Annotated in this window: 25 protein-coding genes; 17 read left to right on the plus strand and 8 right to left on the minus strand. The window is 30.1% G+C overall.

Annotated features, from left to right (window positions below):
• Positions 1-2: 2 nt before the first annotated feature.
• Both HRT41_03295 and HRT41_03300 read right to left on the minus strand, forming a co-directional pair.
• Complete coding sequence (locus tag HRT41_03295) at positions 3-1,271, minus strand: fibronectin type III domain-containing protein (GenBank protein ID NQY23028.1); 1,269 nt, start codon at positions 1,269-1,271, stop codon at positions 3-5.
• Positions 1,219-2,199, minus strand: coding sequence for an RluA family pseudouridine synthase (locus HRT41_03300; protein ID NQY23029.1), 981 nt, complete (start codon positions 2,197-2,199; stop codon positions 1,219-1,221). The genes HRT41_03295 and HRT41_03300 overlap by 53 nt, the downstream gene beginning before the upstream one ends.
• A gap of 18 nt (positions 2,200-2,217) precedes the next feature.
• On the opposite strand from HRT41_03300, the gene HRT41_03305 reads away from it, so the two are divergent.
• The gene (locus HRT41_03305) at positions 2,218-3,333 is read left to right on the plus strand and encodes a rod shape-determining protein RodA (protein ID NQY23030.1); all 1,116 of its coding nucleotides are present in this window, start codon (positions 2,218-2,220) and stop codon (positions 3,331-3,333) included.
• A complete protein-coding gene (speB, locus tag HRT41_03310; GenBank protein ID NQY23031.1) occupies positions 3,333-4,190 on the plus strand; it encodes an agmatinase in 858 nt (285 codons plus the stop codon). Before HRT41_03305 ends, speB begins: the two co-directional genes overlap by 1 nt.
• Before the next feature lie 14 nt (positions 4,191-4,204).
• Here the strand turns inward: speB and HRT41_03315 are convergent, their stop codons facing one another.
• The 3 genes from HRT41_03315 to HRT41_03325 all read right to left on the minus strand — a co-directional run bounded on the left by HRT41_03315 (position 4,205) and on the right by HRT41_03325 (position 6,294).
• Positions 4,205-4,387, minus strand: a complete 183-nt coding sequence (locus HRT41_03315) for a hypothetical protein (GenBank protein NQY23032.1) — start codon at positions 4,385-4,387, stop codon at positions 4,205-4,207.
• A 57-nt stretch (positions 4,388-4,444) separates the two neighbouring features.
• A complete protein-coding gene (locus HRT41_03320) occupies positions 4,445-5,374 on the minus strand; it encodes a methylenetetrahydrofolate reductase (protein NQY23033.1) in 930 nt (309 codons plus the stop codon).
• A gap of 71 nt (positions 5,375-5,445) precedes the next feature.
• Positions 5,446-6,294 carry a TonB family protein gene (locus tag HRT41_03325; GenBank protein ID NQY23034.1) on the minus strand — a complete coding sequence of 283 codons (849 nt, stop codon included), beginning with the start codon at positions 6,292-6,294 and terminating at the stop codon, positions 5,446-5,448.
• A gap of 52 nt (positions 6,295-6,346) precedes the next feature.
• Between HRT41_03325 and hemL the strand changes: the two genes are divergently transcribed.
• Genes hemL through HRT41_03345 form a run of 4 tightly spaced genes read left to right on the plus strand, consistent with a single transcriptional unit; the run spans position 6,347 to position 8,852 of the window.
• Positions 6,347-7,636 carry a glutamate-1-semialdehyde 2,1-aminomutase gene (gene hemL, locus HRT41_03330; protein ID NQY23035.1) on the plus strand — a complete coding sequence of 430 codons (1,290 nt, stop codon included), beginning with the start codon at positions 6,347-6,349 and terminating at the stop codon, positions 7,634-7,636.
• Between the two features lies 1 nt (position 7,637).
• Entirely contained in the window at positions 7,638-7,952 is a 315-nt protein-coding gene (locus tag HRT41_03335; protein ID NQY23036.1) for a pyrimidine/purine nucleoside phosphorylase, read from the plus strand.
• An 8-nt stretch (positions 7,953-7,960) separates the two neighbouring features.
• The gene (locus tag HRT41_03340) at positions 7,961-8,308 is read left to right on the plus strand and encodes an AtpZ/AtpI family protein (protein NQY23037.1); all 348 of its coding nucleotides are present in this window, start codon (positions 7,961-7,963) and stop codon (positions 8,306-8,308) included.
• Positions 8,301-8,852 carry a hypothetical protein gene (locus tag HRT41_03345; protein ID NQY23038.1) on the plus strand — a complete coding sequence of 184 codons (552 nt, stop codon included), beginning with the start codon at positions 8,301-8,303 and terminating at the stop codon, positions 8,850-8,852. Before HRT41_03340 ends, HRT41_03345 begins: the two co-directional genes overlap by 8 nt.
• On the opposite strand, the gene HRT41_03350 is transcribed toward HRT41_03345, so the two are convergent.
• Both HRT41_03350 and rpoD read right to left on the minus strand, forming a co-directional pair.
• Complete coding sequence (locus HRT41_03350; protein ID NQY23039.1) at positions 8,853-9,536, minus strand: hypothetical protein; 684 nt, start codon at positions 9,534-9,536, stop codon at positions 8,853-8,855.
• Between the two features lies 1 nt (position 9,537).
• Positions 9,538-11,376 carry an RNA polymerase sigma factor RpoD gene (gene rpoD / locus HRT41_03355; protein ID NQY23040.1) on the minus strand — a complete coding sequence of 613 codons (1,839 nt, stop codon included), beginning with the start codon at positions 11,374-11,376 and terminating at the stop codon, positions 9,538-9,540.
• Between the two features lie 228 nt (positions 11,377-11,604).
• Between rpoD and HRT41_03360 the strand changes: the two genes are divergently transcribed.
• From HRT41_03360 to HRT41_03370, 3 genes are all read left to right on the plus strand, one after another.
• A complete protein-coding gene (locus tag HRT41_03360) occupies positions 11,605-12,111 on the plus strand; it encodes a 3-isopropylmalate dehydratase small subunit (protein NQY23041.1) in 507 nt (168 codons plus the stop codon).
• Entirely contained in the window at positions 12,104-13,168 is a 1,065-nt protein-coding gene (gene leuB / locus HRT41_03365) for a 3-isopropylmalate dehydrogenase (protein ID NQY23042.1), read from the plus strand. The genes HRT41_03360 and leuB overlap by 8 nt, the downstream gene beginning before the upstream one ends.
• A 113-nt stretch (positions 13,169-13,281) precedes the next feature.
• On the plus strand, positions 13,282-14,211 hold the full coding sequence (locus HRT41_03370; GenBank protein NQY23043.1) for an exopolyphosphatase: 930 nt from the start codon (positions 13,282-13,284) through the stop codon (positions 14,209-14,211).
• On the opposite strand, the gene HRT41_03375 is transcribed toward HRT41_03370, so the two are convergent.
• Positions 14,201-14,578 carry an HIT family protein gene (locus HRT41_03375; protein NQY23044.1) on the minus strand — a complete coding sequence of 126 codons (378 nt, stop codon included), beginning with the start codon at positions 14,576-14,578 and terminating at the stop codon, positions 14,201-14,203. The two genes, HRT41_03370 and HRT41_03375, sit on opposite strands and share 11 nt — an antisense overlap.
• A 297-nt stretch (positions 14,579-14,875) precedes the next feature.
• Between HRT41_03375 and rpmJ the strand changes: the two genes are divergently transcribed.
• From rpmJ to guaB, 8 genes are all read left to right on the plus strand, one after another.
• Positions 14,876-14,989 (plus strand): 50S ribosomal protein L36, encoded by a 114-nt coding sequence (rpmJ, locus tag HRT41_03380; protein ID NQY23045.1) that lies wholly within the window; start codon positions 14,876-14,878, stop codon positions 14,987-14,989.
• Positions 14,990-14,994: 5 nt separating this feature from the next.
• Positions 14,995-15,363 carry a 30S ribosomal protein S13 gene (gene rpsM / locus HRT41_03385; GenBank protein ID NQY23046.1) on the plus strand — a complete coding sequence of 123 codons (369 nt, stop codon included), beginning with the start codon at positions 14,995-14,997 and terminating at the stop codon, positions 15,361-15,363.
• A 9-nt stretch (positions 15,364-15,372) separates the two neighbouring features.
• Positions 15,373-15,765, plus strand: coding sequence for a 30S ribosomal protein S11 (gene rpsK, locus HRT41_03390; protein ID NQY23047.1), 393 nt, complete (start codon positions 15,373-15,375; stop codon positions 15,763-15,765).
• Between the two features lie 9 nt (positions 15,766-15,774).
• A complete protein-coding gene (gene rpsD / locus HRT41_03395) occupies positions 15,775-16,401 on the plus strand; it encodes a 30S ribosomal protein S4 (protein NQY23048.1) in 627 nt (208 codons plus the stop codon).
• Positions 16,402-16,420: 19 nt separating this feature from the next.
• Positions 16,421-17,419, plus strand: a complete 999-nt coding sequence (locus tag HRT41_03400; GenBank protein ID NQY23049.1) for a DNA-directed RNA polymerase subunit alpha — start codon at positions 16,421-16,423, stop codon at positions 17,417-17,419.
• Between the two features lie 12 nt (positions 17,420-17,431).
• On the plus strand, positions 17,432-17,782 hold the full coding sequence (gene rplQ / locus HRT41_03405; GenBank protein NQY23050.1) for a 50S ribosomal protein L17: 351 nt from the start codon (positions 17,432-17,434) through the stop codon (positions 17,780-17,782).
• A gap of 175 nt (positions 17,783-17,957) precedes the next feature.
• Positions 17,958-19,319: an Asp-tRNA(Asn)/Glu-tRNA(Gln) amidotransferase subunit GatA gene (gene gatA / locus HRT41_03410; GenBank protein ID NQY23051.1), complete on the plus strand. Its 1,362-nt coding sequence runs from the start codon at positions 17,958-17,960 to the stop codon at positions 19,317-19,319.
• 23 nt (positions 19,320-19,342) lie between these two features.
• Entirely contained in the window at positions 19,343-20,788 is a 1,446-nt protein-coding gene (gene guaB / locus HRT41_03415; protein NQY23052.1) for an IMP dehydrogenase, read from the plus strand.
• Positions 20,789-20,975 lie beyond the last annotated feature (187 nt).

Here is a 20,975-nt window from a genome sequence, read left to right on the forward strand (position 1 = left end):
ATCTACTTTTGTAATTTTGGTAATACTAATAATGATTCATCTGTCTGTAAAGACAGAATTCCGAATTCATCAACTGCTTGAATAGAATACTTGTATTCTACGCCTCTTACTATATCTTCATCTTCAAATCTTAATGCATTTATATTTGAATACTTAAGTTTTTTAATGGAAAAATATCCTGTTTTTGCTGTTTTATATACTATATATGAAACCGCTCTGTTATCGCCTTTTTGCCAATTTAAAATAGCTTTATTCTCTTTTATTTGAGCTAAGGTCATAACTGGTTTTGTAGGTTTACCTAGGGTTGTACCCATGACTGCATTAATATTTATAGAACTTTCTAATTTATCTTTATCTAAAGTGGTGACTTTAAAGAAAATATTTTTACCATCTTCATGTTCAGTGATTTCATAAGACAAATCATTTCGTGAAAGGGTTTTAATGTGTTTAAAACTTCCTTGCAGCGATGAATTTTGATAGATTTTGTAAAAAATAATATCTTCTTGTACCGAGGCATCCCAGTTTAAAACAATTTTTTTAGCCATATTGGAAGAAGCACTTAGATTTAAAATTCCTTTTGGTAAAGGTTTTGTTTGTGCAGTTACAATTGCACTTGGTTTAGATTGTAAATCTTCATAAGTATAAGAAAAAAGTCTGTATTTATATACTACATTGTCATCTAAATCGCTGTCTATAAATTCAGCCTGTAATCTTCCTTCTATTGTGTCTAAATCTTCCCATTCACTCTCTGTTGGAGAAGAACGTTGGATTTTATAATAAGCAATTTTATTTTGAGTATGGGGTCTCCAAATAATTTTGATTTGTCTTGGTAGATTTGAAATAGCTTGAATAAAAGAAACTGAATTGTGTAAGGGTTCTGTAGTTACATTAATTGAGTTTGAAATTCTGGATTCAAAATCATCTTCTTTTACACTTGAAAATGCATATACATAAGAAGTATGTGCTTCTAAATCTTTATCTAAATAATGTGTAGTATATCGATTTTCAATAAATTTTATTCGCTTTAATTTTCCATTACTTTCTAGGGCATTTGCACGGTATAAATTATATCCTACGACTCTCGTATCATCAACTTTTTGCCATTCAAAACCAATTGAAGTTGTATCTTTTAAATATTTAATGCTGCTTGCATTAATACTCTCAAGGCTATTATCAATTTTTGGTTTTGATGGTGTTGTTAAATTATTTTGACATGCACTAAGAAAAACTATTAAAAAGATTGATGATGTTAGTTTCATTAAGTTGTTCATTTGTTTTCTCCATATTAAAATTCTTATTTAAAAATGCTTTCATATCATCAGCAATATTTGCTGTAAAATTCATTTTTTTATTTGTTTTTGGGTGAATTAAGTACAAGTTATAAGCATGTAAGTAAAATCTTTTTATTTTATTTAATTCGCCCTTAAAACCATATAAATTATCTCCTATTATATGCCTATTTATCGAGTTTAAATGCACTCTAATTTGATGTGTTCTTCCAGTAAAAAGTTTGCAAGAAATCAATTCACTCGTTTCATCTTTACTTAAAGCAAGTTTTGCAAAAGCACTTTTTGCAAAACGACCACTTGTTAGAACTTTCATTTGTAATCTGTTATTTGGATTTCGTCCAATTTCATTTTGAATAACTACATGTTCTTTTAAAGGCATATCAACAAGTGCTAAATAATATCTTCCCATGGATTTTGCTTCTAATTGTTTGCTTAAATGTACATGACTTTCATTGTTTTTAGCAATAACCATAACCCCAGAAGTTCCTTTGTCAATTCTATGTACTATTCCATGTCTCTCTTCTCCTGAAATGGTAGACAAAGAAAAGTTTTTTGCTTTTAACCAATCTACTAAAGTAGCATCTTTAACAGAAGGTGCTCCATGAACAGTAAGATTATAAGGTTTATTCACAACTAAAATATCATCATCTTCATATATGATTTCAACATCAAAATCAACATGTTCTTTTGTTTTTTGTATTTGTTTTTTTTCTTCTTCAATGGCTTCAAAATCTATCTCAACTTTGGCATTGATTTTAAGTTTTATTCCAGGACGTTTTTGTATTTTGTCATTTACTTTTACAAAACCTTTTTTAATTAATTGTTCAATTTGGTTTCTTGATTCATTTAATTCCACAGATATAAATTTATCCAGCCTGTTTATCTCTTCTACAATATATATTTTATTCATTTTTAGATACTCTTTCATATGCATTTTTTTGATAAAAGAATTATTTCACATTTTGATTATTTAATTATAATATTTATTTTACCATTGATCTATTTGTCTTATCACTTAATAAGTGAAACAAATGTCATTTTAGCCAACAAACAATTGATATATTTTTCAATATCTTTTGCTGCGTTTTTATTTGTATTTATTTTACCAATAAGGAATAATTTAGGGATTATACCATTTTTATACTGGCTTGGCATTGCTTTGTTATTAGCAGTAGAATTTTTTGGAATTACGAAATTAGGAGCACAGCGCTGGATTGCTATTCCTGCTACTTCTATGACCATACAACCCAGTGAATTAATTAAGCCCATTTATTTGCTTATGATTGGTTATTTGGTATACAAAAACCCACCTCCACGACATGGAAGAGGTTATGATTTAAAAAGTTTTTTACATTTCTCCATTTATATTTTCATTCCTTTTTTATTAATCGCAAAAGAACCTGATTTAGGAACTGCTTTGGTTTTGTTATTAGTGGGTTACGGAATTTTATTTATTGTGGGTGTTAATTGGAAAATCTGGGCTACAATTGCTTTTATAATTGCTTTGTCATCGCCTCTGATATATACCTATTTGATTAAAGATTATCAGAAAAAAAGAATTACTGATTTTATTTCTGAAAAACCTTCTTATCATGTTCAACAATCTATCATAGCCATAGGTTCTGGGGGATTAACAGGAAAAAGTGCACAAGATGCAACCCAAACACAGTTAAAATTCTTGCCCATAGCAACCAGTGATTTTATTTTTGCTTTTTTGGTTGAACGTTATGGTTTTATTGGTGCGATTGTATTGATTTTAATTTATTTAATGTTAATTGTTCACCTCTTGTCCATGAACTACTTTTTTGCAGATGATTATATAATACGCTGTTTTGCTTCAGGGCTAGCTCTGCTCTTATTTTTGAATATGAGTATTAATATATTAATGGTTATTGGTTTTGCTCCTGTTGTAGGCCTTCCTCTGCCCATGTTCTCCTATGGGGGAAGTTCTTTTATTAATTTTATTGTTATTTTTGCAGTATTAGAAAATTTAGTATCTTTTCGTTTTAAGGATATGTATAATTTTGAGAGGAAATTGGTGTAATGAAAGCACAAAATGTAACCTTTATTGGTTTTGAAGATGATTTTGAAGAGTCTCAAGCCGTTTTATTTGGAGTTCCTTTTGATGGAACTGCCTCTTTTAAACCAGGTGCCAGGTTTGCTCCTGCTGCTATGAGAGAGGATTCTTGGGCTATTGAGTCTTATTCTCCTTATTTGGATTTAGATTTAGAAGATTTAAAACTTTTTGATTATGGAAATTTAGAACTTCCTTTTGGTGATAAAATGAAAGCATTAGCCATGATTGAAGAAACGGTAGATGAAATACTTAAGAGCAATAAAGTTCCTGTAATGATAGGTGGAGAGCATTTAATTACTTTTGCACCTGTAAAAGCTTTATTGAAAAAACACAAAGATTTACATGTCATACATTTTGATGCTCATACAGATTTACGAGAACATTATTTGGATGAGAACTTTTCTCATGCTACAGTTATAAGGCGAATTGCTGAGTTAATAGGGCCTAAGAATCTTAATTCTTTTTGCATCAGATCAGGACTTAGAGATGAATTTATTTGGGCAAAGAAGAATGCAAACTTAGAAAAATTTACTTACAAAACCTTGCCTGCATGTGTAAAAAGATTAAAAGATAAAGCAGTATATATTACTATTGATTTGGATGTTTTTGATCCAAGTGTATTTCCAGGAACAGGAACACCAGAACCAGGTGGAATAAACTTTCATCAAATGCTTGAAATTATAGGGATATTATCCAAGCTTGATAATGTAGTAGGAATGGATTTAGTCGAACTCTCCCCTAAACACGATGCTTCTGGTGTATCTACAGCAGTGGCATGTAAAACATTAAGAGAATTAGTACTAGCAACCATAAAAGTAAAATAAAGCTAAAATACGTTCTAAAATAAACTGAGTTGTTTTAGAATTTGTTTTTTCTTAGACAGTTTTTCAATTTCTTTATTATAGTGGGCAACTACATTAGTAGCTTTTATATATTCAGATGAACCTCGAAAAGATTCCATTTTCCAAATAGCATAATCTCTGCATTTATAAAGTGTTGAAAGTTCTTTTGATAACAACATGATAAAACCCCTTTTTAAGAATTCTATCACTTTATGACATTATTTAATAAATATATGTCATTTTGTTATATTTTGTCTCATTATTACATCTACTTCTTTTAATAATACAATAGATGCATCTATTTCTTCTTTTCTAATAGCAACACTTTCTACATTACATCCAAGTGGAATTCCACGTTTTAAAGCAAATTTATTAAGTTCTGTAAAAATATTTAAACAAATGTCTAAAGATTCTTGTAAAATGTCTTTTGAATCCAATAAATCTTCTTTTAAATAATTGGGAATATTAATACCCAACCATTCCATAAATTCCAGCGTTTTTGATGAACCACATGGGGTAAGTGTAATAATAATTGGTACCATTTCTTTATTGTGTTCTTTTGCATAACGGGCATAATCACTTAAAAATATTTTGGCAGCTTCAAGATTATAAACACATTGTGTTATAAAATATTTACAGCCTTGATCGATTTTATTAAAAACTCTAAGATGTTCATCTTTTTTTATTGTATGACGCTCTGGAATTGTAATAGCCCCTAATATTAAGTCTTTATTAATTTCTTCTTTTAAAGCATAGGCTTCTTTTACGCTTAATTTAATGTTTTGATCTTTTGATGCTGCGCCTACAAAAACGGAATAATTGTTTTCATTTTTTGTATCTTCTAACCAAGATGAAAAATCATTTTTACTATATTTGCCAACAGCTCTGTAAACAATCGTTGGAATATTTAATTCACTTAAGTATTGATTTTTATATACATAAGGATCAAGCGTACCAACAAAAGGGAAGGTTCTTTTTTCAGCCGTTCTATCACTTTCATCTTGAATATCGTAAAGCACCAAAGCATCAATATCTATAGTATTAATTCTTTGTATATGTTTTTGAGCAATAGTATTCATTTGTTCTTTTGAATGTGTGTGTCTTGGAGGCGTTAATCCATACAACAATATACCGTTTTCTTTATTTAAAATTTTTTGTTTTAACATTGTTTCTCTCTACTTTTTTTGTATTTTACAAATATAATCATTAAAGGTTAATTATATGAATCCTAAGTACTTTAGTATAGTTTATATCGTACACGTATTATTATTTTTGTTGGTTCTTTGGGTCTTGGATAATCTTTATAAGCAGTTTTTATTGTTTTATAGGTTTGTTTGTTTAAGGCTGTGTATTTAGAATTTTTTATAAACACTGGTTTTGAAATATCCCCATTTGGGTATAAAATAAAAGTAATAATATTTTCTCCCTGCTGTTTTGTACGTACAGAGATTCTAGGATATCGTAAATAATACTGTGTAATTCTACCAATAGCATTGAGATTGTTTCTAATATAAACTTTTTGTACTTGGGTAAAAGAATCAAATTCTTCTCCATACAATTCAATATTATTTTCCAGTTTTAAATTAGGATGATTGCTTTTATAGCTTTTAACCATGGATTCAAGGTCATTTAAATTGTCTCTTGGTTTTTCTAAGAATTTTTGTAAAGTAGATTTCTGAAAGTTTGTATTGTTTTGTTTTTCATAGTTTTTAATATCTATTGTTTTGTCCAGAGCACTTTTAATCGTGTTTTTACTTTTTGATACTTTGAGAAGTTTTTTTATTTTTTGTTTTTTCTTTATTACTCTTTTTTCTTGTTTTTTTATTTTATTTTCTACTTTTTTATACTTCTTTTTTAAAATATTCTTTGTAGGAGTGTTCTTTTTGGGAATATTTTTGATTTCTTTTTTTATAATTGTATTTTCTTTTTTTGCTACTTTTTTCTTTTGCAGTTTTACATATAATAAAGAGCTTGTTTTAGCATTGCCTTTTTTAGAAGTACTTGCTGTAACATTCTTATTAAACTTGTAGAAAATTCCCAGATGAATTAATATTGAAAAAATAACGGCAATTAAGATGTATTTCATAAACGAAATTATAGTATAATAATGCTTTTAATTTAGAAATTTAGGATAATAAATGTTTGATAATTCACTTAAAGCATATGAAGCAGCTAAAAAAGTCATTCCAGGTGGAGTTGATTCTCCTGTACGAGCTTTTAAAGGGGTATTAGGCACACCTCCTTTTATTGATAGAGGAGAAGGCGCTTATCTTTTTGATATTGATGATAATAAGTATTTAGATTTTGTACAATCGTGGGGTCCACTTATTTTTGGACATTGTGATAAAGATATTGAAGATGCTGTTATTAAAACCGCAAAAAAAGGTCTTTCTTTTGGAGCACCTACAATTTTAGAAACCCAATTAGCTCAAGAAATAGTTGAGATGTATGATTATCTTGATAAAGTTCGTTTTGTAAGTTCTGGTACTGAAGCTGTTATGTCAGCTATTAGATTAGCAAGAGGGGTTACAAAAAAAGACGATATCTTAAAATTTGAAGGATGTTATCATGGACACAGTGATTCTTTATTAGTACAAGCAGGTTCTGGTTTAGCTACGTTTGGAACACCCAGTTCACCTGGTGTTCCTGCTGATTTAATCAAACATACTTTAATATGCGAATACAATAATATAGAAAGTCTAAAAAAATGTTTTAAAGAATCTTCTGATATTGCTTGTATTATTATTGAACCAATAGCAGGGAATATGGGTTTAATTCCTGCCTCTCAAGAATTTTTACAAGAATGTAGAGACTTATGTGACCAAAACAATGCATTATTGATTTTTGATGAAGTTATGACGGGTTTTAGAGCATCTATGACAGGTGCTAGTGGTCTAACGGAAGTTAAAGCAGACATAATAACTTTTGGGAAAGTAATTGGTGCTGGAATGCCTGTAGGCGCTTTTGCATCATCTGCTTTTATTATGGATCATTTATCTCCTGATGGTACGGTTTATCAAGCAGGTACACTAAGTGGTAATCCAGTAGCAATGGCAGCTGGTTTGGTTTCTTTACAAAAACTAAAAGCTATGCCTACTATTCATGATGAATTAAACAAAAAAGCTCTGCGTTTAGTAAATGGTTTAAAACAAGCAGCAAATGATAATAATATTCCTTTTGTTGTAAATACAAGAGGTTCAATGTTTGGTTTCTTTTTTTGTGAAAAAGAACCGAAAAACTTTAAAGATGTAGCTTCTTGTGATTTTGATGCTTTCGCAAAATTTCATAATGAGATGTTAAAAAAAGGCTTTTATTTTGCTTGTTCTCAATATGAGGCCGGTTTCATTTCAAGTGTTATGGACAATGAAATGATTGATGAATGTATAGAAGCTGCAAAAATAATAATGAAGGATTTAAAAAATGCTTAAAATGCAATCGTATAGAAATGTAGAATTAATTAAAAAAGCCAATATATATTTTGATGGAAAAGTAACTTCACGTTCTTTTATAAATGAATTTGGGGATGAACAATCTTTAGGTGTTATGCAAATTGGTGAATATACTTTTGAAACTGCTAAAGCAGAATTAATGGAAATTATTGAGGGTGAAGTAGAAATAAAACTTGAGGGTGAAACTACTTGGCTTAAATATCTTGGTGGCTCTTCTTTTAAAGTTAACGAAAATTCAAAATTTGATATTAAAGTACATACAATATGTGATTATTGTTGTTCTTATTTAGACTAAGAACAATCATGCAAGATAACACAGAAAAAAAGAATGACAATGAAAAGAAAGAAATTAATATTACGAAAGAATCCCTAGAACCAAAACACAAAGGGAAACTAGAAGCTTTAGATAACCTCTCGCTTGGTATTTCTATGGTTGTTTCTGTTGTAATTGGTGTGGGAATTGGAATTTTATTAAAAGATTGGACAGGTGCTGCTTGGACTTTATGGTTGGGAATCTTTTGGGGAATAGCGGCCGCTTTTTTAAATGTTTATAAAGCCTATAAAAGAGCACAAAAAGCGTTTAAAGAACTAGAAGATGATCCAAGATATGTGTACAGAGCAAAACATGGAGACAAAAGAGACGATGATTAATACAATAAAGTCTTTTGCCAAAATTCTTTTTATTCTTGACGCTGTTCTAATTGTTTTTTCTTTTTTCCAAGACAATGAGTATTTTTTAATTAATACACAAGTTGCTTTTGTTTCTTCTTTATTTATTTCTTTAGGAACCTTTTTATCCTATCGAAATAATGTTTCAAAACGTTTAGACGGTTTAGAAGAAAATAAGAATAATTTAGGACAAAGAGATACCTTAGATGAATTAGATGATCCTTATGATTTGTATTCAGAAGAGATAATTCATGAAGATAAAGAATTAAGTGCCCAAGAAATCAAAAATATTTTAAAATTTGAGAAAGAAAATATAAAAAAGAATACTTTCAAAAATACTTTGTTTTCTAGCGGTGCGTATATTTCAGCCTATAGAATCTTTGGTTATGCTTTATTAATTATTGGTTTCTTTTATTTAAACAATAATATTATTTTTAGCGCTTATGCGTATTTAATTGGTTTAACTATAATGCCTATATCCGCACTATTTTTAAGCCTTAGTGCAAAAGAGAAAAAAAAGCCTTAATTATTCCAAAATTAAAGGAAGATCAATAAAAACTTTATTGTCTTCTTTACTTAAAATAAAAGAAGAATAATTGTCTTCTTTTATTTCATCTAAATTTACCTCTTCATTAGAAGATATTTGTACACTTACTAAAGAATATTTTTTACCTTCAACTCTTAAATACTCTCCAATTTTTAATTTAACTACTGAAGTTACTTCTTTTGTTTTATTAAATTGAGTATATATTAAAGAAAGTAGTTTGATTAAATCTGAAGCTACGAGTCTAAACTCTGGGATAGAAGGATCATAATTTTTAATAAACTTTGTTTTGCTTTTTATTTTTTGTGTAGAAATACATAAATCCAATAAAGTAAAAATATTGGTAATACTCGTATTTTGTTGTTTAATTGAGGCTTCTTTTTTTGTTGATGTGGATTTATACAGTTTTAAATGTATTTCTTCATCATTTTTATATGTTACAGTAAGGGCATAAAACAAGTAGTTTTTTAAAGATAAATCAACATAGGTAGTTTTTGTTCCATAAGTAGTTGAGGCATTATTAACAGCTAATTCAAAAAGTGTTTTAGCATTGACTCTGTTTAAAACATATTGTGCTTCTGAATTGGTATAAAGAATTTTTCCAAAGGTAGAGAAAGAAATAATAGGATTTAAATCTAACTCTACCCAGTTTTCGTAAAAGTCCATTTTAACTTTCTACGTAGTTCTTAAGGTTTTTTCCTACTTTTGGATGTTTAAGTTTTTTAATAGCAGAACTTTCAATTTGTCTAACACGCTCTCTAGTAACTGATAATTCTTTACCAATTTCTTCCAGTGTTCTATCACTTGCATCATGCATAAGACCAAATCTCATTCTAACAACTGCTTGTTCTCTTTCATTTAACTGAGATAAAATTTGATCAATTTGATTTTGTAAATCTTCATTCATAATATTATCAACAGGAGTAGGGGCTTTTTCATCAGGAACAAAATCTCCAAACTTACCATCATCATCGCTTCCAATAGGAGCTTCAAGTGATACTGGTTCTTTTGTAATTTTAATTACTTGTTTTACTTTATCAACAGGTAAACCAACTTCTTTTGAGATTTCCTCAACATCTGGCTCTTTCCCATTTTCTTGAATCCCTTTTCTAATGATTTTATTAATTCTATTAATCGTTTCAATCATATGTATAGGAATTCTAATCGTTCTTGCTTGATCGGCAATGGCTCTAGAAATTGCTTGTCTAATCCACCATGTAGCATAAGTAGAAAATTTATACCCTTTTTTATATTCAAACTTATCAACCGCTTTCATAAGTCCGATATTTCCTTCTTGAATTAAATCTAAGAAAGGAAGACCTCTGTTGGTATATCTTTTTGCAATAGATACAACCAGTCTTAAATTCGATTTAGCCATTCGTGTTTTAGATTCATCTGTGATTTTTTTACCACGTTTGATTTGCTCTAAAACATCTTTTAATTCTTCTTCTTCTAAATCAAAACCATCTTTTGATGCTTCTTTTGTTTGAAAAAGTTTTTTGATTTCCATATAAGTAGATACCATAGTAGCTTCAGGAACCATAGCCGTAATTTGAATTTTAGTTAAATTAATAATTTCTAATAATAGTTTTTGATGATTTTCTTTTAACATATCATTAAATAAAGGTAATTTATATTCCAATCTTTTTAATTCTTGATCAAAACCTGAATCAGATTTTAACGATGTTTCCATTGCTTTTACAATTTCAGTAATTAATTTAGAGGTTGGCCCTAAATTTAATAATGCATCTTTTAAAATATTCTTTTTAAACGCAATTGAAAGTCTGTGTTGAATTACATCATCGGGTTTATCTGACGCTGCAGTTGCTTTACTTATGAATTTTTGCCAATCTTTTTTTGCTTTTTCCAGCGATTTAAAAGATTCAATAATAGAAATTGAACGTTTGTCCAGTTTCTTTTCTTTTTTCTCATCTGTAAGTACTTTTTTTTCAGTATCTGTATCGCTTGAATCATCTTTTTCTTCATCATCAAAGTTTCTAAATAATTCTTTTACTTTTCGTTCTCTGTTTACTAAAGGTTCTTTGTATTCTAAAATAAAATCAATTAAATAAGGAACAAAACAAATCGCATCTAAGATTACATCTTCACCTGTCTCAATTTTTTTAGAAATTTCAATTTCTTCTTCTTTAGTAAGTAAAGGAATCTTTCCCATTTCTCTTAAGTACATTCGTACAGGAGAATCAGATCTAGACCACTCTAATAATTCTTTGTTCTTTAATAAATCAAAAACATCATCATCGTTTTCAATCATTTTCAACCTGGTATCTGCTCTTTTTTTAGCCTCTGATTCATTAAGAAGTTTGGCTTGTTCTTGAGAAGAAATAAGCTTTACACTATAAAGCTTTACTAAGGCAACCAGTTTTTTTACATTTGGTCCAGAAGGAGCTTTAGGAAAAATTTTAATAAGTTTTTCATAGGTTAAAACAGAATCTTTATTCTCTTTTATCATTTTTTCAATAGTTTTATTTAAATCTTTTGCACTCATTGTGTTGGAAATCCTTTTTTTGAATAAGAGCTACATTATATCCAGATTATTTATCAATAACAAGGTAAAGCTGTTTTTTTAATAAATTATTTAAATATTTTTTTCTACTTAGCTTCTTTTTAATCTCTTTTGTTTAATCTAATTCTTTTATACTTTTTGCTAGAATCAGCCTAAATATAAAAAACAATTATAAAAAGCAATTATTTATAGGGAATAAAAGGATACAAAATGAGTAAAATTACAGGAAATGTTTGGACATTTGGTGCACATATTGATACAGATATTATTATTGCGGCCAGATATTTAAATTCTTCGGAACCATCGCATTTGGCTAAGTATATTATGGAAGATAAAGATCCTGATTTTGTTACGAAAATGGCAAAAGGTGATATTATTGTTGCAGGAGAGAATTTTGGTTGCGGAAGCTCAAGAGAACATGCTCCTATTGCTTTAAAAGCTGCGGGAATTGCTGCTATTATTGCACCTACTTTTGCAAGAATCTTTTACAGAAATGCGTTTAACATGGGTTTACCTATTTTTGAATTGCCAGAATCACTTGAAATTAAAGAAGGTGAGAATATTTCTATTGATTTAGATGCAGGTACGATTATTAATAATACAACGAACAAAACATATAAATTTGATGCCATTCCTCCTTTCATGCAAGAATTAATTGCAGCGGGTGGATTAATTAATTTTGCAAAAGAAGAAATCAAAAAGGAACAAAATGGCTAAGTCCTACAAACTTTCAATAATCAAAGGCGATGGAATTGGTCCTGAAATTATTGATGAAGCTATTAAAATATTAGACGCAGTTGCTAAAAAATGTGATTTTACCTTAGAGTATAAAGAATATTTAATGGGTGGTATAGCTATTGATACTACGGGTCATCCTTTACCAAAAGAGACTGTTGAAGGTGTATTAAATTCTGATGCATGTTTATTTGGAGCTATTGGTGGTGTTAAATGGGATACTTTACCAAGAGAGTTACGTCCTGAAACAGGACTTTTAAGTTTTAGAGAAAAAATGGGTGTGTATGCAAACTTACGACCTGCTGTTATATATGATGAACTTATTAATGCTTCTACGCTTAAAGCTGAAGTGATTAAGGGTGTTGATATTATGGTTGTAAGAGAATTAATCGGTGGGATTTATTTTGGACAACCTCGTGGTAATGATGGTGAGACTGCTTATAACACCATGGTATATACAAAATCTGAAATAATTAGAATTGGTAAAAAAGCCTTTGAAATTGCAATGACCAGGGACAAGAGATTGTGTTCTGTAGATAAAGCAAATGTTCTTGAAGTATCTCAGTTATGGCGTGATACTATGAATGAATTAAGCAAAGATTATCCTAGCGTTGAACTTACTCATATGTATGTTGATAATGCAGCTATGCAATTAGTAAGAAATCCAAGACAATTTGATGTTATTGTTACGGGTAATATTTTTGGTGATATCTTAAGTGATACTGCTTCTATGGTAGTTGGATCTATTGGTTTATTACCTTCTGCTTCTACAGGAGATAAAACAGCTATTTATGAACCAATTCATGGTTCTGCTCCTGATATTGCAGGACTTGGAATTGCTAATCCAATAGCAACGATTGAAAGTGCGGCTATGTTATTGCGTTATTCATTAAACGAAAATGAAGCAGCTTCTTTAATTGAAAAAGCAATTAAAAAAGTATTACAAGAAGGCTATCGAACAAAAGACTTAGCTGATTTTGATGCAAAAGAAGTATTAACTACCTCACAAATGGGTGATGTTATTTTAAATAATATTTAAAAATAACTTTTAAAAGTGGCTTTTAAAGGTCACTTTGAAAACAAATATTATTTTATTCCATTATTTTATTTTTTTAATGATATACTTCTTTATAATATAACAAGGTAAATGTAATGAGTGATAAAAAATACAGATTAATTACAAGAAGTGATATGGATGGTTTGGTTTGTGGAACCTTACTTAAGTATCTTAATATCATTGATGATATTCTTTTTGTACACCCAAAAGATATGCAAGACAAACTCATTGAAGTAACAAAAAACGATATTACGACAAACCTACCTTATGTTCCAGGTGTTCATTTATGTTTTGATCATCATTTATCAGAAGTATTAAGAAATAATGATGAAGACAATCATATTATTGACCCTAACTCCCCCAGTGCAGCACAAGTTGTGTACGATTATTATCACGGCTCTGAAAGTTTTCCTAAATTTTATAAAGAAATGATGATAGGTGTTAATAAAGCAGATTCTGCTGATTTTACTATTGATGAAATACTTAAACCAAAAGGTTGGGCTTTACTTAGTTTTTTAATGGATTCACGAACAGGGCTTGGACGTTTTAAAGATTTTAAAGTAAATAATTATGATTTGATGATGAATTTGATTGATTATTGTAAAGATCATAAAATTGACAAAATTCTTAAAATAAAAGATGTAGAAGAAAGAGTTGAACTTTATTTTAAATATGAAGACGAATTTGATGAACAATTAGAACGCTGTTCAAGTATACATGGTAATGTAATTGTTATTGATTATAGAGACGAAGATATTATATATCCAGGTAACCGATTTTTAGTTTATGCAAAATTTCCTGATATAGATGTATCTGTACATGTTTCTTATACTTATGGTAATGAAAAAATCGTATATTCAACAGGAAAATCCATTATTAATACAAACTCCAGTACTAATATTGGAGAACTAATGCTTACTTTTGGCGGAGGAGGTCATCAAGCAGCTGGTGGCTGTCAAATTCCTTTAGATGAAGCAGATGAAGTTTTAGAAAAAATCATTGAGAGATTAAATTTTAATTATTAATCTCTTCTTTTTTTAATACCTCTACTATTTTTTCCCAACATTTTTGGAAATCCAAGATACTAAGCTTTGATGTTCTTTGTTTTTTACCCCACATTGGCTCTGGAAAATAAGAATCTTCTTTAAATCTTGCCATGATGTGAAAATGTACTCTTGGTTCGTAATTTCCAAAAGAAGCAATATTTATTTTTTCTGGTTTAAAATAAAGCAGCATTTCTTTCTCAATAAGGTCAAGACACCTATAGACCTCATTTTTAGTTTCTTGTGTGCAAAATGAGAATTCTTTTTTTTTGTCTTTGGTAAAAATTTTTAGCCAGGGAATTTCACTTTCTTCTATTATTATTTCAATATACTTATTTTGATAAATCATTTTTGTCCTTATATGCCTAAGTGTTTAAGAAATTATAGCCTAAATATAAAAAGTAATTAATCATCTAAAGAATGAAATATTCGTAAATAGATGATTATTAAAGCCTAGTATTATAAATTAAACTAATCTTAAGCAATTATTTCGTATAATCGCATTCCAAATTTCCAACCATTGAAGAAGTTTTTATAGAAATTTTGTGTTCTATAAAGAGTTGGTTAAATGATACAGGTGTAAACTGTATTGTTTATGCCTGTTGGTAATGCGGACAAAAAAAAATACACAAAAGAGGACGGACTTATGAAAGTAAGAGCTTCAGTTAAAAAAATGTGTGACAAATGTAAAATTGTCAAAAGAAGAGGAATCGTAAGAGTAATTTGCGAAACTAAAAAACATAAACAAAGACAAGGATAAAAAACATGGCAAGAATTGCAGGTGTTGATTTACCAAACAAGAAAAGAATGGAATATGCTTTAACGTATATCTTCGGTATAGGTTTGCATAATTCAAGATTAATCTTGAATGCTATTGGAATGGATTTCAATAAAAGAGCTCACGAAGTTACAGAAGATGAAGCAGCAGCTATCAGACAAGAGATCCAAAAAAACCACATGGTTGAGGGTGATCTTAGAAAAAAAGTAGCTATGGATATCAAAGCTTTAATGGACTTAGGTTCTTATAGAGGTATCAGACATAGAAAAGGTTTACCAGTTAGAGGGCAAAAAACTAAAACTAATGCTCGTACTAGAAAAGGTAAAAAGAGAACTGTTGGCGCAGCGTCTAAGTAAGGATATTTAATGGCAAAAAGAAAAGTAACTAGAAAAAAAATAGTAAAAAAGAATATTGCTGACGGTATTATTCATATCGCTGCGACGTTTAACAATACTATGGTAACAGTATCAGATTTAGCTGGAAATGTAATTACATGGTCATCAGCTGGTAACTTAGGTTTCAAAGGTAGTAAAAAATCTACTCCTTTCGCTGCACAAGCTGCGGTTGAAGATGCTTGTAAAAAAGCAATGGAACACGGAATTAAAAATCTTGGGATTAAAATTCAAGGTCCAGGTTCTGGAAGAGATACTGCAGTTAAGGCTGTTGGTGCTTACGAAGGTATCAAAGTTAAATGGTTAAAAGATGTTACTCCATTACCACATAATGGTTGTAGACCACCTAAACGAAGAAGAGTGTAAGGATACAGCATGGCAAGATATAGAGGACCAGTAGAAAAATTAGAAAGAAGATTAGACGCGGATCTTGGACTTAAAGGTGAGAGAAGACTTAACGGTAAATCAGCTTTAGAAAAAAGACCATTTGCACCTGGGCAACATGGACAAAGACGTACTAAAATCTCTGAGTATGGTTTACAACTAAGAGAAAAACAAAAAGCTAAATTTATGTATGGTGTATCTGAAAAACAATTCAGAAAATACTTCAAAAAAGCGGCTTCTAGAGATGGAAATACTGGTGAAAACCTAATTACATCAATTGAACAAAGATTAGATAATGTTGTTTATAGAATGGGATTTGCTTCAACTAGAGCATTTGCTAGACAAATTACAACTCACGGTCACATTACTGTAGATGGAAAAAAATTAGATATTCCTTCTTATGTTGTTAAACCTGGACAAGTTATCGCTGTTAAAGAAAAAACTAAATCTAATCCTCAAATTGTACGAGCATTAGAATTAACAAACCAAACTGGTATTGTTGAATGGGTTAATGTTGACAAAGATAAAGTTTCTGGAACATTTACTAGAGTGCCTACAAGAGAAGAAGTAGTTATTCCAGTTGAAGAAAGATTAATTGTAGAGTTATACTCTAAATAATAAATAAAGGTAGCAACATATGAAGAAGTTTGTAGACACACCATTTTTACCAACTGAAGTTGAAATTGAAGCAATCAGTGATACTGAAGCTAAAATTTCTGCTTACCCATTTGAAAGTGGTTTTGCAATTACTTTGGCTCACCCCTTAAGAAGATTACTTCTTTCTAGCTCTGTTGGATACGCTCCAATAGCTGTTAAGATTGAAGGTGCTACGCACGAATTTGATTCTTTAAGAGGTATGCTAGAAGATATTGCTATTTTTATTATTAATCTTAAAAACATTCAATTCAAAATTATTGGTGACGAAGAACAAGTTGAAGTTGAGTATTCATTTGATGGACCTAAAGAAATTAAAGGTTCTGATTTAGTGAACGCAGATGTAGAAGTAGTTTCTCCAGATGCTTATTTAGCTACAATTAATTCAGATTGTAACTTGACATTTACTGTAGTAATTCAAAAAGGTATTGGTTATATGCCTTCTGAAGATATTAGAGAAATGTTAAATGATGATTATATCCCAATTGATGCATTTTTTACTCCGGTAAAAAAAGTAGTATATGATATTGAAAAAATGTTAGTTGAAGATAATCCAAATTACGAAAAAGCTGTTTTTACAGTGCAAACTAATGGGCAAATTACTCCTATTACTGCATTTAAAGAAGCGGTTTCAGTTATGTACTCACAAATGTCAGTATTTAACAAAGTTTTTGATTTATCTAAAGTAACTGTTAGTGATACAAGCGAAGAGCAAGTAGAACTAAAAGATTTAATTATAAAAATTGAAGATTTAAATTTAAGTGCTAGATCATTCAACTCTTTAGACAGAGCGGGATTAAAATTCTTAGGTGAATTAGTACTTATGAGTGAAGTGGAAGTAAAAAATATTAAAAACTTAGGTAAAAAATCATTTGATGAGATTTACGATAAGTTAGAATCATTGTCTTTTCCAATTGAAAATACACTTCCAGAAAACGTTGCATCAGCTTTAAGAAGAAAGCTTGAGCAGTTAAAAGCATAATAAAGGTTTAGTATGAGACATAAGCACGGATATAGAAAGTTAAACAGAACTTCTTCTCATAGAAAAGCATTGTTAAAAAATATGGCAATCGCTTTAATTGAAAGAGAAAAGATTGAAACAACTGTTCCAAAAGCAAAAGAATTAAGTAGATATATTGAGAAATTGATTACTACTTCTAGAAATGCAGATTTAAATACACATAGAATTGTATTTGCAGCATTACAAAGTAAAGAAGCTACTAAAAAACTTATTAATGAAGTTGCTCCTAGATATCTTGAAAGAAATGGTGGATATACATCTATCATCAAAACAAGAATCAGAAGAGGGGATGCTACAGCGATGGCATTCATTTCATTAGTATAATCTTTAACAGATTCTAAAAAAAAGGTAGGCTTCGGTCTGCCTTTTTTTTTACTCAAAATTCTCTCAAAAACAAAAAAATAATTATTTCAAAAAGATCATTTTAGCCTAAATTTTAAGCACTATTATTGTATAATTTCGCGATATATACAATATGAATATAATTTAGGAGACCTCATTGATTACACTTAAAGAAGCATTGGCTTTAAACAGCGATGAAATCAAAAAATTACAAGCAGATTTATTAGTTAAAATTAATGAATCAAACATTGGCTCTTATATAGAACAATTAGACAAAACAGAACTATCACGCACTGGCGCTGGTATTCCAATTGCAATCAAAAATAATATTAATGTTAAAAACTGGGAGATTACAAGTGCCAGTAATATCTTAAAAGGGTATATCTCTCCTTACAATGCAACCGTTATTGATAAATTAGAAAAAGCGGGATTAAGCGCATTTGGAAAAGCAAATATGGATGAGTTTGCAATGGGAAGTTCAACGGATACTTCTTGTTATGGTAAAACATTAAATCCACATGATAATAATAAAACTGCAGGAGGAAGCTCTGGGGGTTCTGCTGCTTCAGTTGCATCTGGAACTGCTATTTGTGCTCTAGGAACTGATACTGGGGGTTCAATTAGGCAACCTGCCGCTTATTGTGGTGTTGTTGGAATGAAACCTACGTATGGAAGAGTTTCTCGATTTGGAATTACTGCTTATTCTTCTTCTTTGGATCAATGTGGACCTATTACTCAAAATGTAGAAGATGCTGCTATTTTATACGATATTATTTCTGGACACGATCCAAAAGATTCAACATCTGCAAATGTTGAATATATAAAAGTGACTCCTAATTTAGACAAAAATAGAAAACTTACCATTGCTGTAATTGATGATTTTTTATTACAAGCCAGCAAAGATGTTCAAGATGCACATGCTTTAGCTGTTAAAGCCTTAGAAGATGAAGGCCATACAATTATTCATAAAAAGATGTTAGATTCTTCTAAAGTCCTTTCTTCTTATTATATAGTTGCAACGGCTGAAGCCTCTGCTAACTTAGCAAGAATGGATGGTATCAGGTTTGGTGCTAGAAAAGGCGATGGAAACTTATCCAATATGTACTTACAAACAAAAACACAAGGTTTTGGAAAGGAAGTACAAAAAAGAATTATGTTAGGGGCTTTTGTATTAAGCTCAGGATATTACGATGCGTATTATATTAAAGCGCAAAAAATTAGACATTTAATAAAAGATGAATACGATGCTATATTTAAAGACGCTGATTTAATACTTTCACCAGTAGCTCCTACAACTGCACCAAAATTTGATGCGTTTTCTAGCTCACTGGAAATGTATTTATCAGATATTTATACAATCTCTGTAAACCTTGCAGGATTACCTGCAATTTCAGTACCTGTTTGTAAAAGTGAAGAAGGAATGCCAGTAGGGCTTCAATTAATAGCAAAAGCATTTGATGAACAAACATTATTTGATGGCGCGTTAAGTTTAGAATCTGTTGTAAATTATACAAAATAATTTAATCATTAGAAAGGGATAAAATGAGAATTAGAAAAAGAGCACTTACATTTGAAGATGTATTGTTAGTACCAGCCGCATCAAACGTATTACCAAAAGAGGTAAAATTACAAACACAATTAACAAAAAAGATTACTTTAAACGTCCCTTTTGTATCAGCAGCAATGGATACTGTTACTGAATACGAAGCAGCAATAGCAATGGCACGATTAGGTGGTATTGGTATTATTCATAAAAATATGGATATTAAAGCACAGGCTTTACAAGTTACAAAAGTAAAAAGAAGTGAATCAGGAATGATTACAGATCCAATTACTATTAGAAAAGAACAAACACTTCAAGATGCTGAAGATATTATGGCATCTTACAAAATCTCAGGAGTTCCTGTTGTTGATGATAATAATAACTTATTAGGAATTATTACAAACAGAGATATGAGATTTACAAAAGATTTTTCAAAAAAAATCGAAGCTAAAATGACAAAAATGCCTTTAATCACTGCTTTAAAAGGTACTACCTTAGAAGAAGCAGCAGATGTTATGCATACCAATAAAATTGAAAAATTACCTATTGTTGATTCTTTGAATAAATTAATTGGTTTAATTACGATTAAAGATATTAATAAAAAAAGAGAACATCCAAATGCATGTAAAGATGATAAAGGACGTTTAAGAGTTGGAGCTGCTATTGGAGTTGGACAACTTGACCGTGCTACTGCACTTGTTGAAGCAGGAGTTGATGTTTTAGTTTTAGATTCTGCTCATGGTCATTCAAAAGGTATTTTAGATTCAGTTACTGCTATTAAAAAAGCCTTAGGTGTTGAAATTATTGCTGGAAACGTAGCAACAAGTGAAGCTACAAAAGCGTTAATTGATGCAGGGGCAGATTGTGTAAAAGTAGGTATTGGTCCAGGATCAATTTGTACAACTAGAATTGTAGCAGGTGTTGGGGTTCCTCAAATTTCTGCTATTGATGAGTGTGCTATTGAAGCAGCTAAATACGGAATTCCTGTTATTGCTGATGGTGGAATTAAATACTCAGGGGATGTTGCAAAAGCTTTAGCAGTTGGAGCATCTTGTGTTATGATGGGATCTGCATTAGCAGGAACTGATGAAAGTCCTGGGGATTTAATTCTTTACCAAGGTAGAAAATTCAAATCATACAGAGGAATGGGTTCTATTGGAGCTATGACTCAAGGTAGTACAGACAGATATTTCCAAGAAGGAACAGCTTCTGATAAACTGGTACCTGAAGGAATTGAAGGACGTGTTGCTTATAGAGGAAGTATTGCAGATATCATTCACCAAATGGTAGGAGGATTACGGTCTTCTATGGGATATTTAGGAAGTAAAGATATAGAAACGTTCCAAGCTACGGCTGAGTTTGTTGAGATTACTAGTGCTGGGCTTAAAGAGAGTCATGTGCATGATGTTACAATTACGAACGAAGCACCAAACTACCACGTCTAAAAATGCTTTTATAGCATAATCTTTTAGATTTACTCTGCGTTAGAGATAAAAATTAAATGCTCATTGACTTAATGTCAACTGCGCTTTAATTTTTATCTCCGCCTTGATTAAATCCAAAATCTCACACTTTAAAAGCATTTTTTCAAAATGCTAAAATATTTCCTTTTTTTATTTTTATTCATTATTT

The organism is Campylobacteraceae bacterium (genome assembly GCA_013215945.1).
GTDB lineage: Bacteria > Campylobacterota > Campylobacteria > Campylobacterales > Arcobacteraceae > NORP36.

Excerpts from the sequence above, each read along its gene's own strand:
- rplQ (NQY23050.1), top strand. The coding sequence starts at position 17,432 with ATGAGACATAAGCACGGATATAGAAAGTTAAACAGAACTTCTTCTCAT.
- guaB (NQY23052.1), top strand. The coding sequence starts at position 19,343 with ATGAGAATTAGAAAAAGAGCACTTACATTTGAAGATGTATTGTTAGTA.
- hemL (NQY23035.1), top strand. The coding sequence starts at position 6,347 with ATGTTTGATAATTCACTTAAAGCATATGAAGCAGCTAAAAAAGTCATT.
- HRT41_03375 (NQY23044.1), bottom strand. The coding sequence starts at position 14,578 with ATGATTTATCAAAATAAGTATATTGAAATAATAATAGAAGAAAGTGAA.
- HRT41_03300 (NQY23029.1), bottom strand. The coding sequence starts at position 2,199 with ATGAATAAAATATATATTGTAGAAGAGATAAACAGGCTGGATAAATTT.
- rpsD (NQY23048.1), top strand. The coding sequence starts at position 15,775 with ATGGCAAGATATAGAGGACCAGTAGAAAAATTAGAAAGAAGATTAGAC.
- rpoD (NQY23040.1), bottom strand. The coding sequence starts at position 11,376 with ATGAGTGCAAAAGATTTAAATAAAACTATTGAAAAAATGATAAAAGAG.
- HRT41_03325 (NQY23034.1), bottom strand. The coding sequence starts at position 6,294 with ATGAAATACATCTTAATTGCCGTTATTTTTTCAATATTAATTCATCTG.
- rpmJ (NQY23045.1), top strand. The coding sequence starts at position 14,876 with ATGAAAGTAAGAGCTTCAGTTAAAAAAATGTGTGACAAATGTAAAATT.
- HRT41_03360 (NQY23041.1), top strand. The coding sequence starts at position 11,605 with ATGAGTAAAATTACAGGAAATGTTTGGACATTTGGTGCACATATTGAT.
- HRT41_03345 (NQY23038.1), top strand. The coding sequence starts at position 8,301 with ATGATTAATACAATAAAGTCTTTTGCCAAAATTCTTTTTATTCTTGAC.
- HRT41_03335 (NQY23036.1), top strand. The coding sequence starts at position 7,638 with ATGCAATCGTATAGAAATGTAGAATTAATTAAAAAAGCCAATATATAT.
- HRT41_03320 (NQY23033.1), bottom strand. The coding sequence starts at position 5,374 with ATGTTAAAACAAAAAATTTTAAATAAAGAAAACGGTATATTGTTGTAT.
- rpsK (NQY23047.1), top strand. The coding sequence starts at position 15,373 with ATGGCAAAAAGAAAAGTAACTAGAAAAAAAATAGTAAAAAAGAATATT.
- leuB (NQY23042.1), top strand. The coding sequence starts at position 12,104 with ATGGCTAAGTCCTACAAACTTTCAATAATCAAAGGCGATGGAATTGGT.
- HRT41_03370 (NQY23043.1), top strand. The coding sequence starts at position 13,282 with ATGAGTGATAAAAAATACAGATTAATTACAAGAAGTGATATGGATGGT.
- HRT41_03305 (NQY23030.1), top strand. The coding sequence starts at position 2,218 with ATGCATTTTTTTGATAAAAGAATTATTTCACATTTTGATTATTTAATT.
- rpsM (NQY23046.1), top strand. The coding sequence starts at position 14,995 with ATGGCAAGAATTGCAGGTGTTGATTTACCAAACAAGAAAAGAATGGAA.
- HRT41_03315 (NQY23032.1), bottom strand. The coding sequence starts at position 4,387 with ATGTTGTTATCAAAAGAACTTTCAACACTTTATAAATGCAGAGATTAT.
- speB (NQY23031.1), top strand. The coding sequence starts at position 3,333 with ATGAAAGCACAAAATGTAACCTTTATTGGTTTTGAAGATGATTTTGAA.
- HRT41_03350 (NQY23039.1), bottom strand. The coding sequence starts at position 9,536 with ATGGACTTTTACGAAAACTGGGTAGAGTTAGATTTAAATCCTATTATT.
- HRT41_03340 (NQY23037.1), top strand. The coding sequence starts at position 7,961 with ATGCAAGATAACACAGAAAAAAAGAATGACAATGAAAAGAAAGAAATT.
- HRT41_03400 (NQY23049.1), top strand. The coding sequence starts at position 16,421 with ATGAAGAAGTTTGTAGACACACCATTTTTACCAACTGAAGTTGAAATT.
- HRT41_03295 (NQY23028.1), bottom strand. The coding sequence starts at position 1,271 with ATGAACAACTTAATGAAACTAACATCATCAATCTTTTTAATAGTTTTT.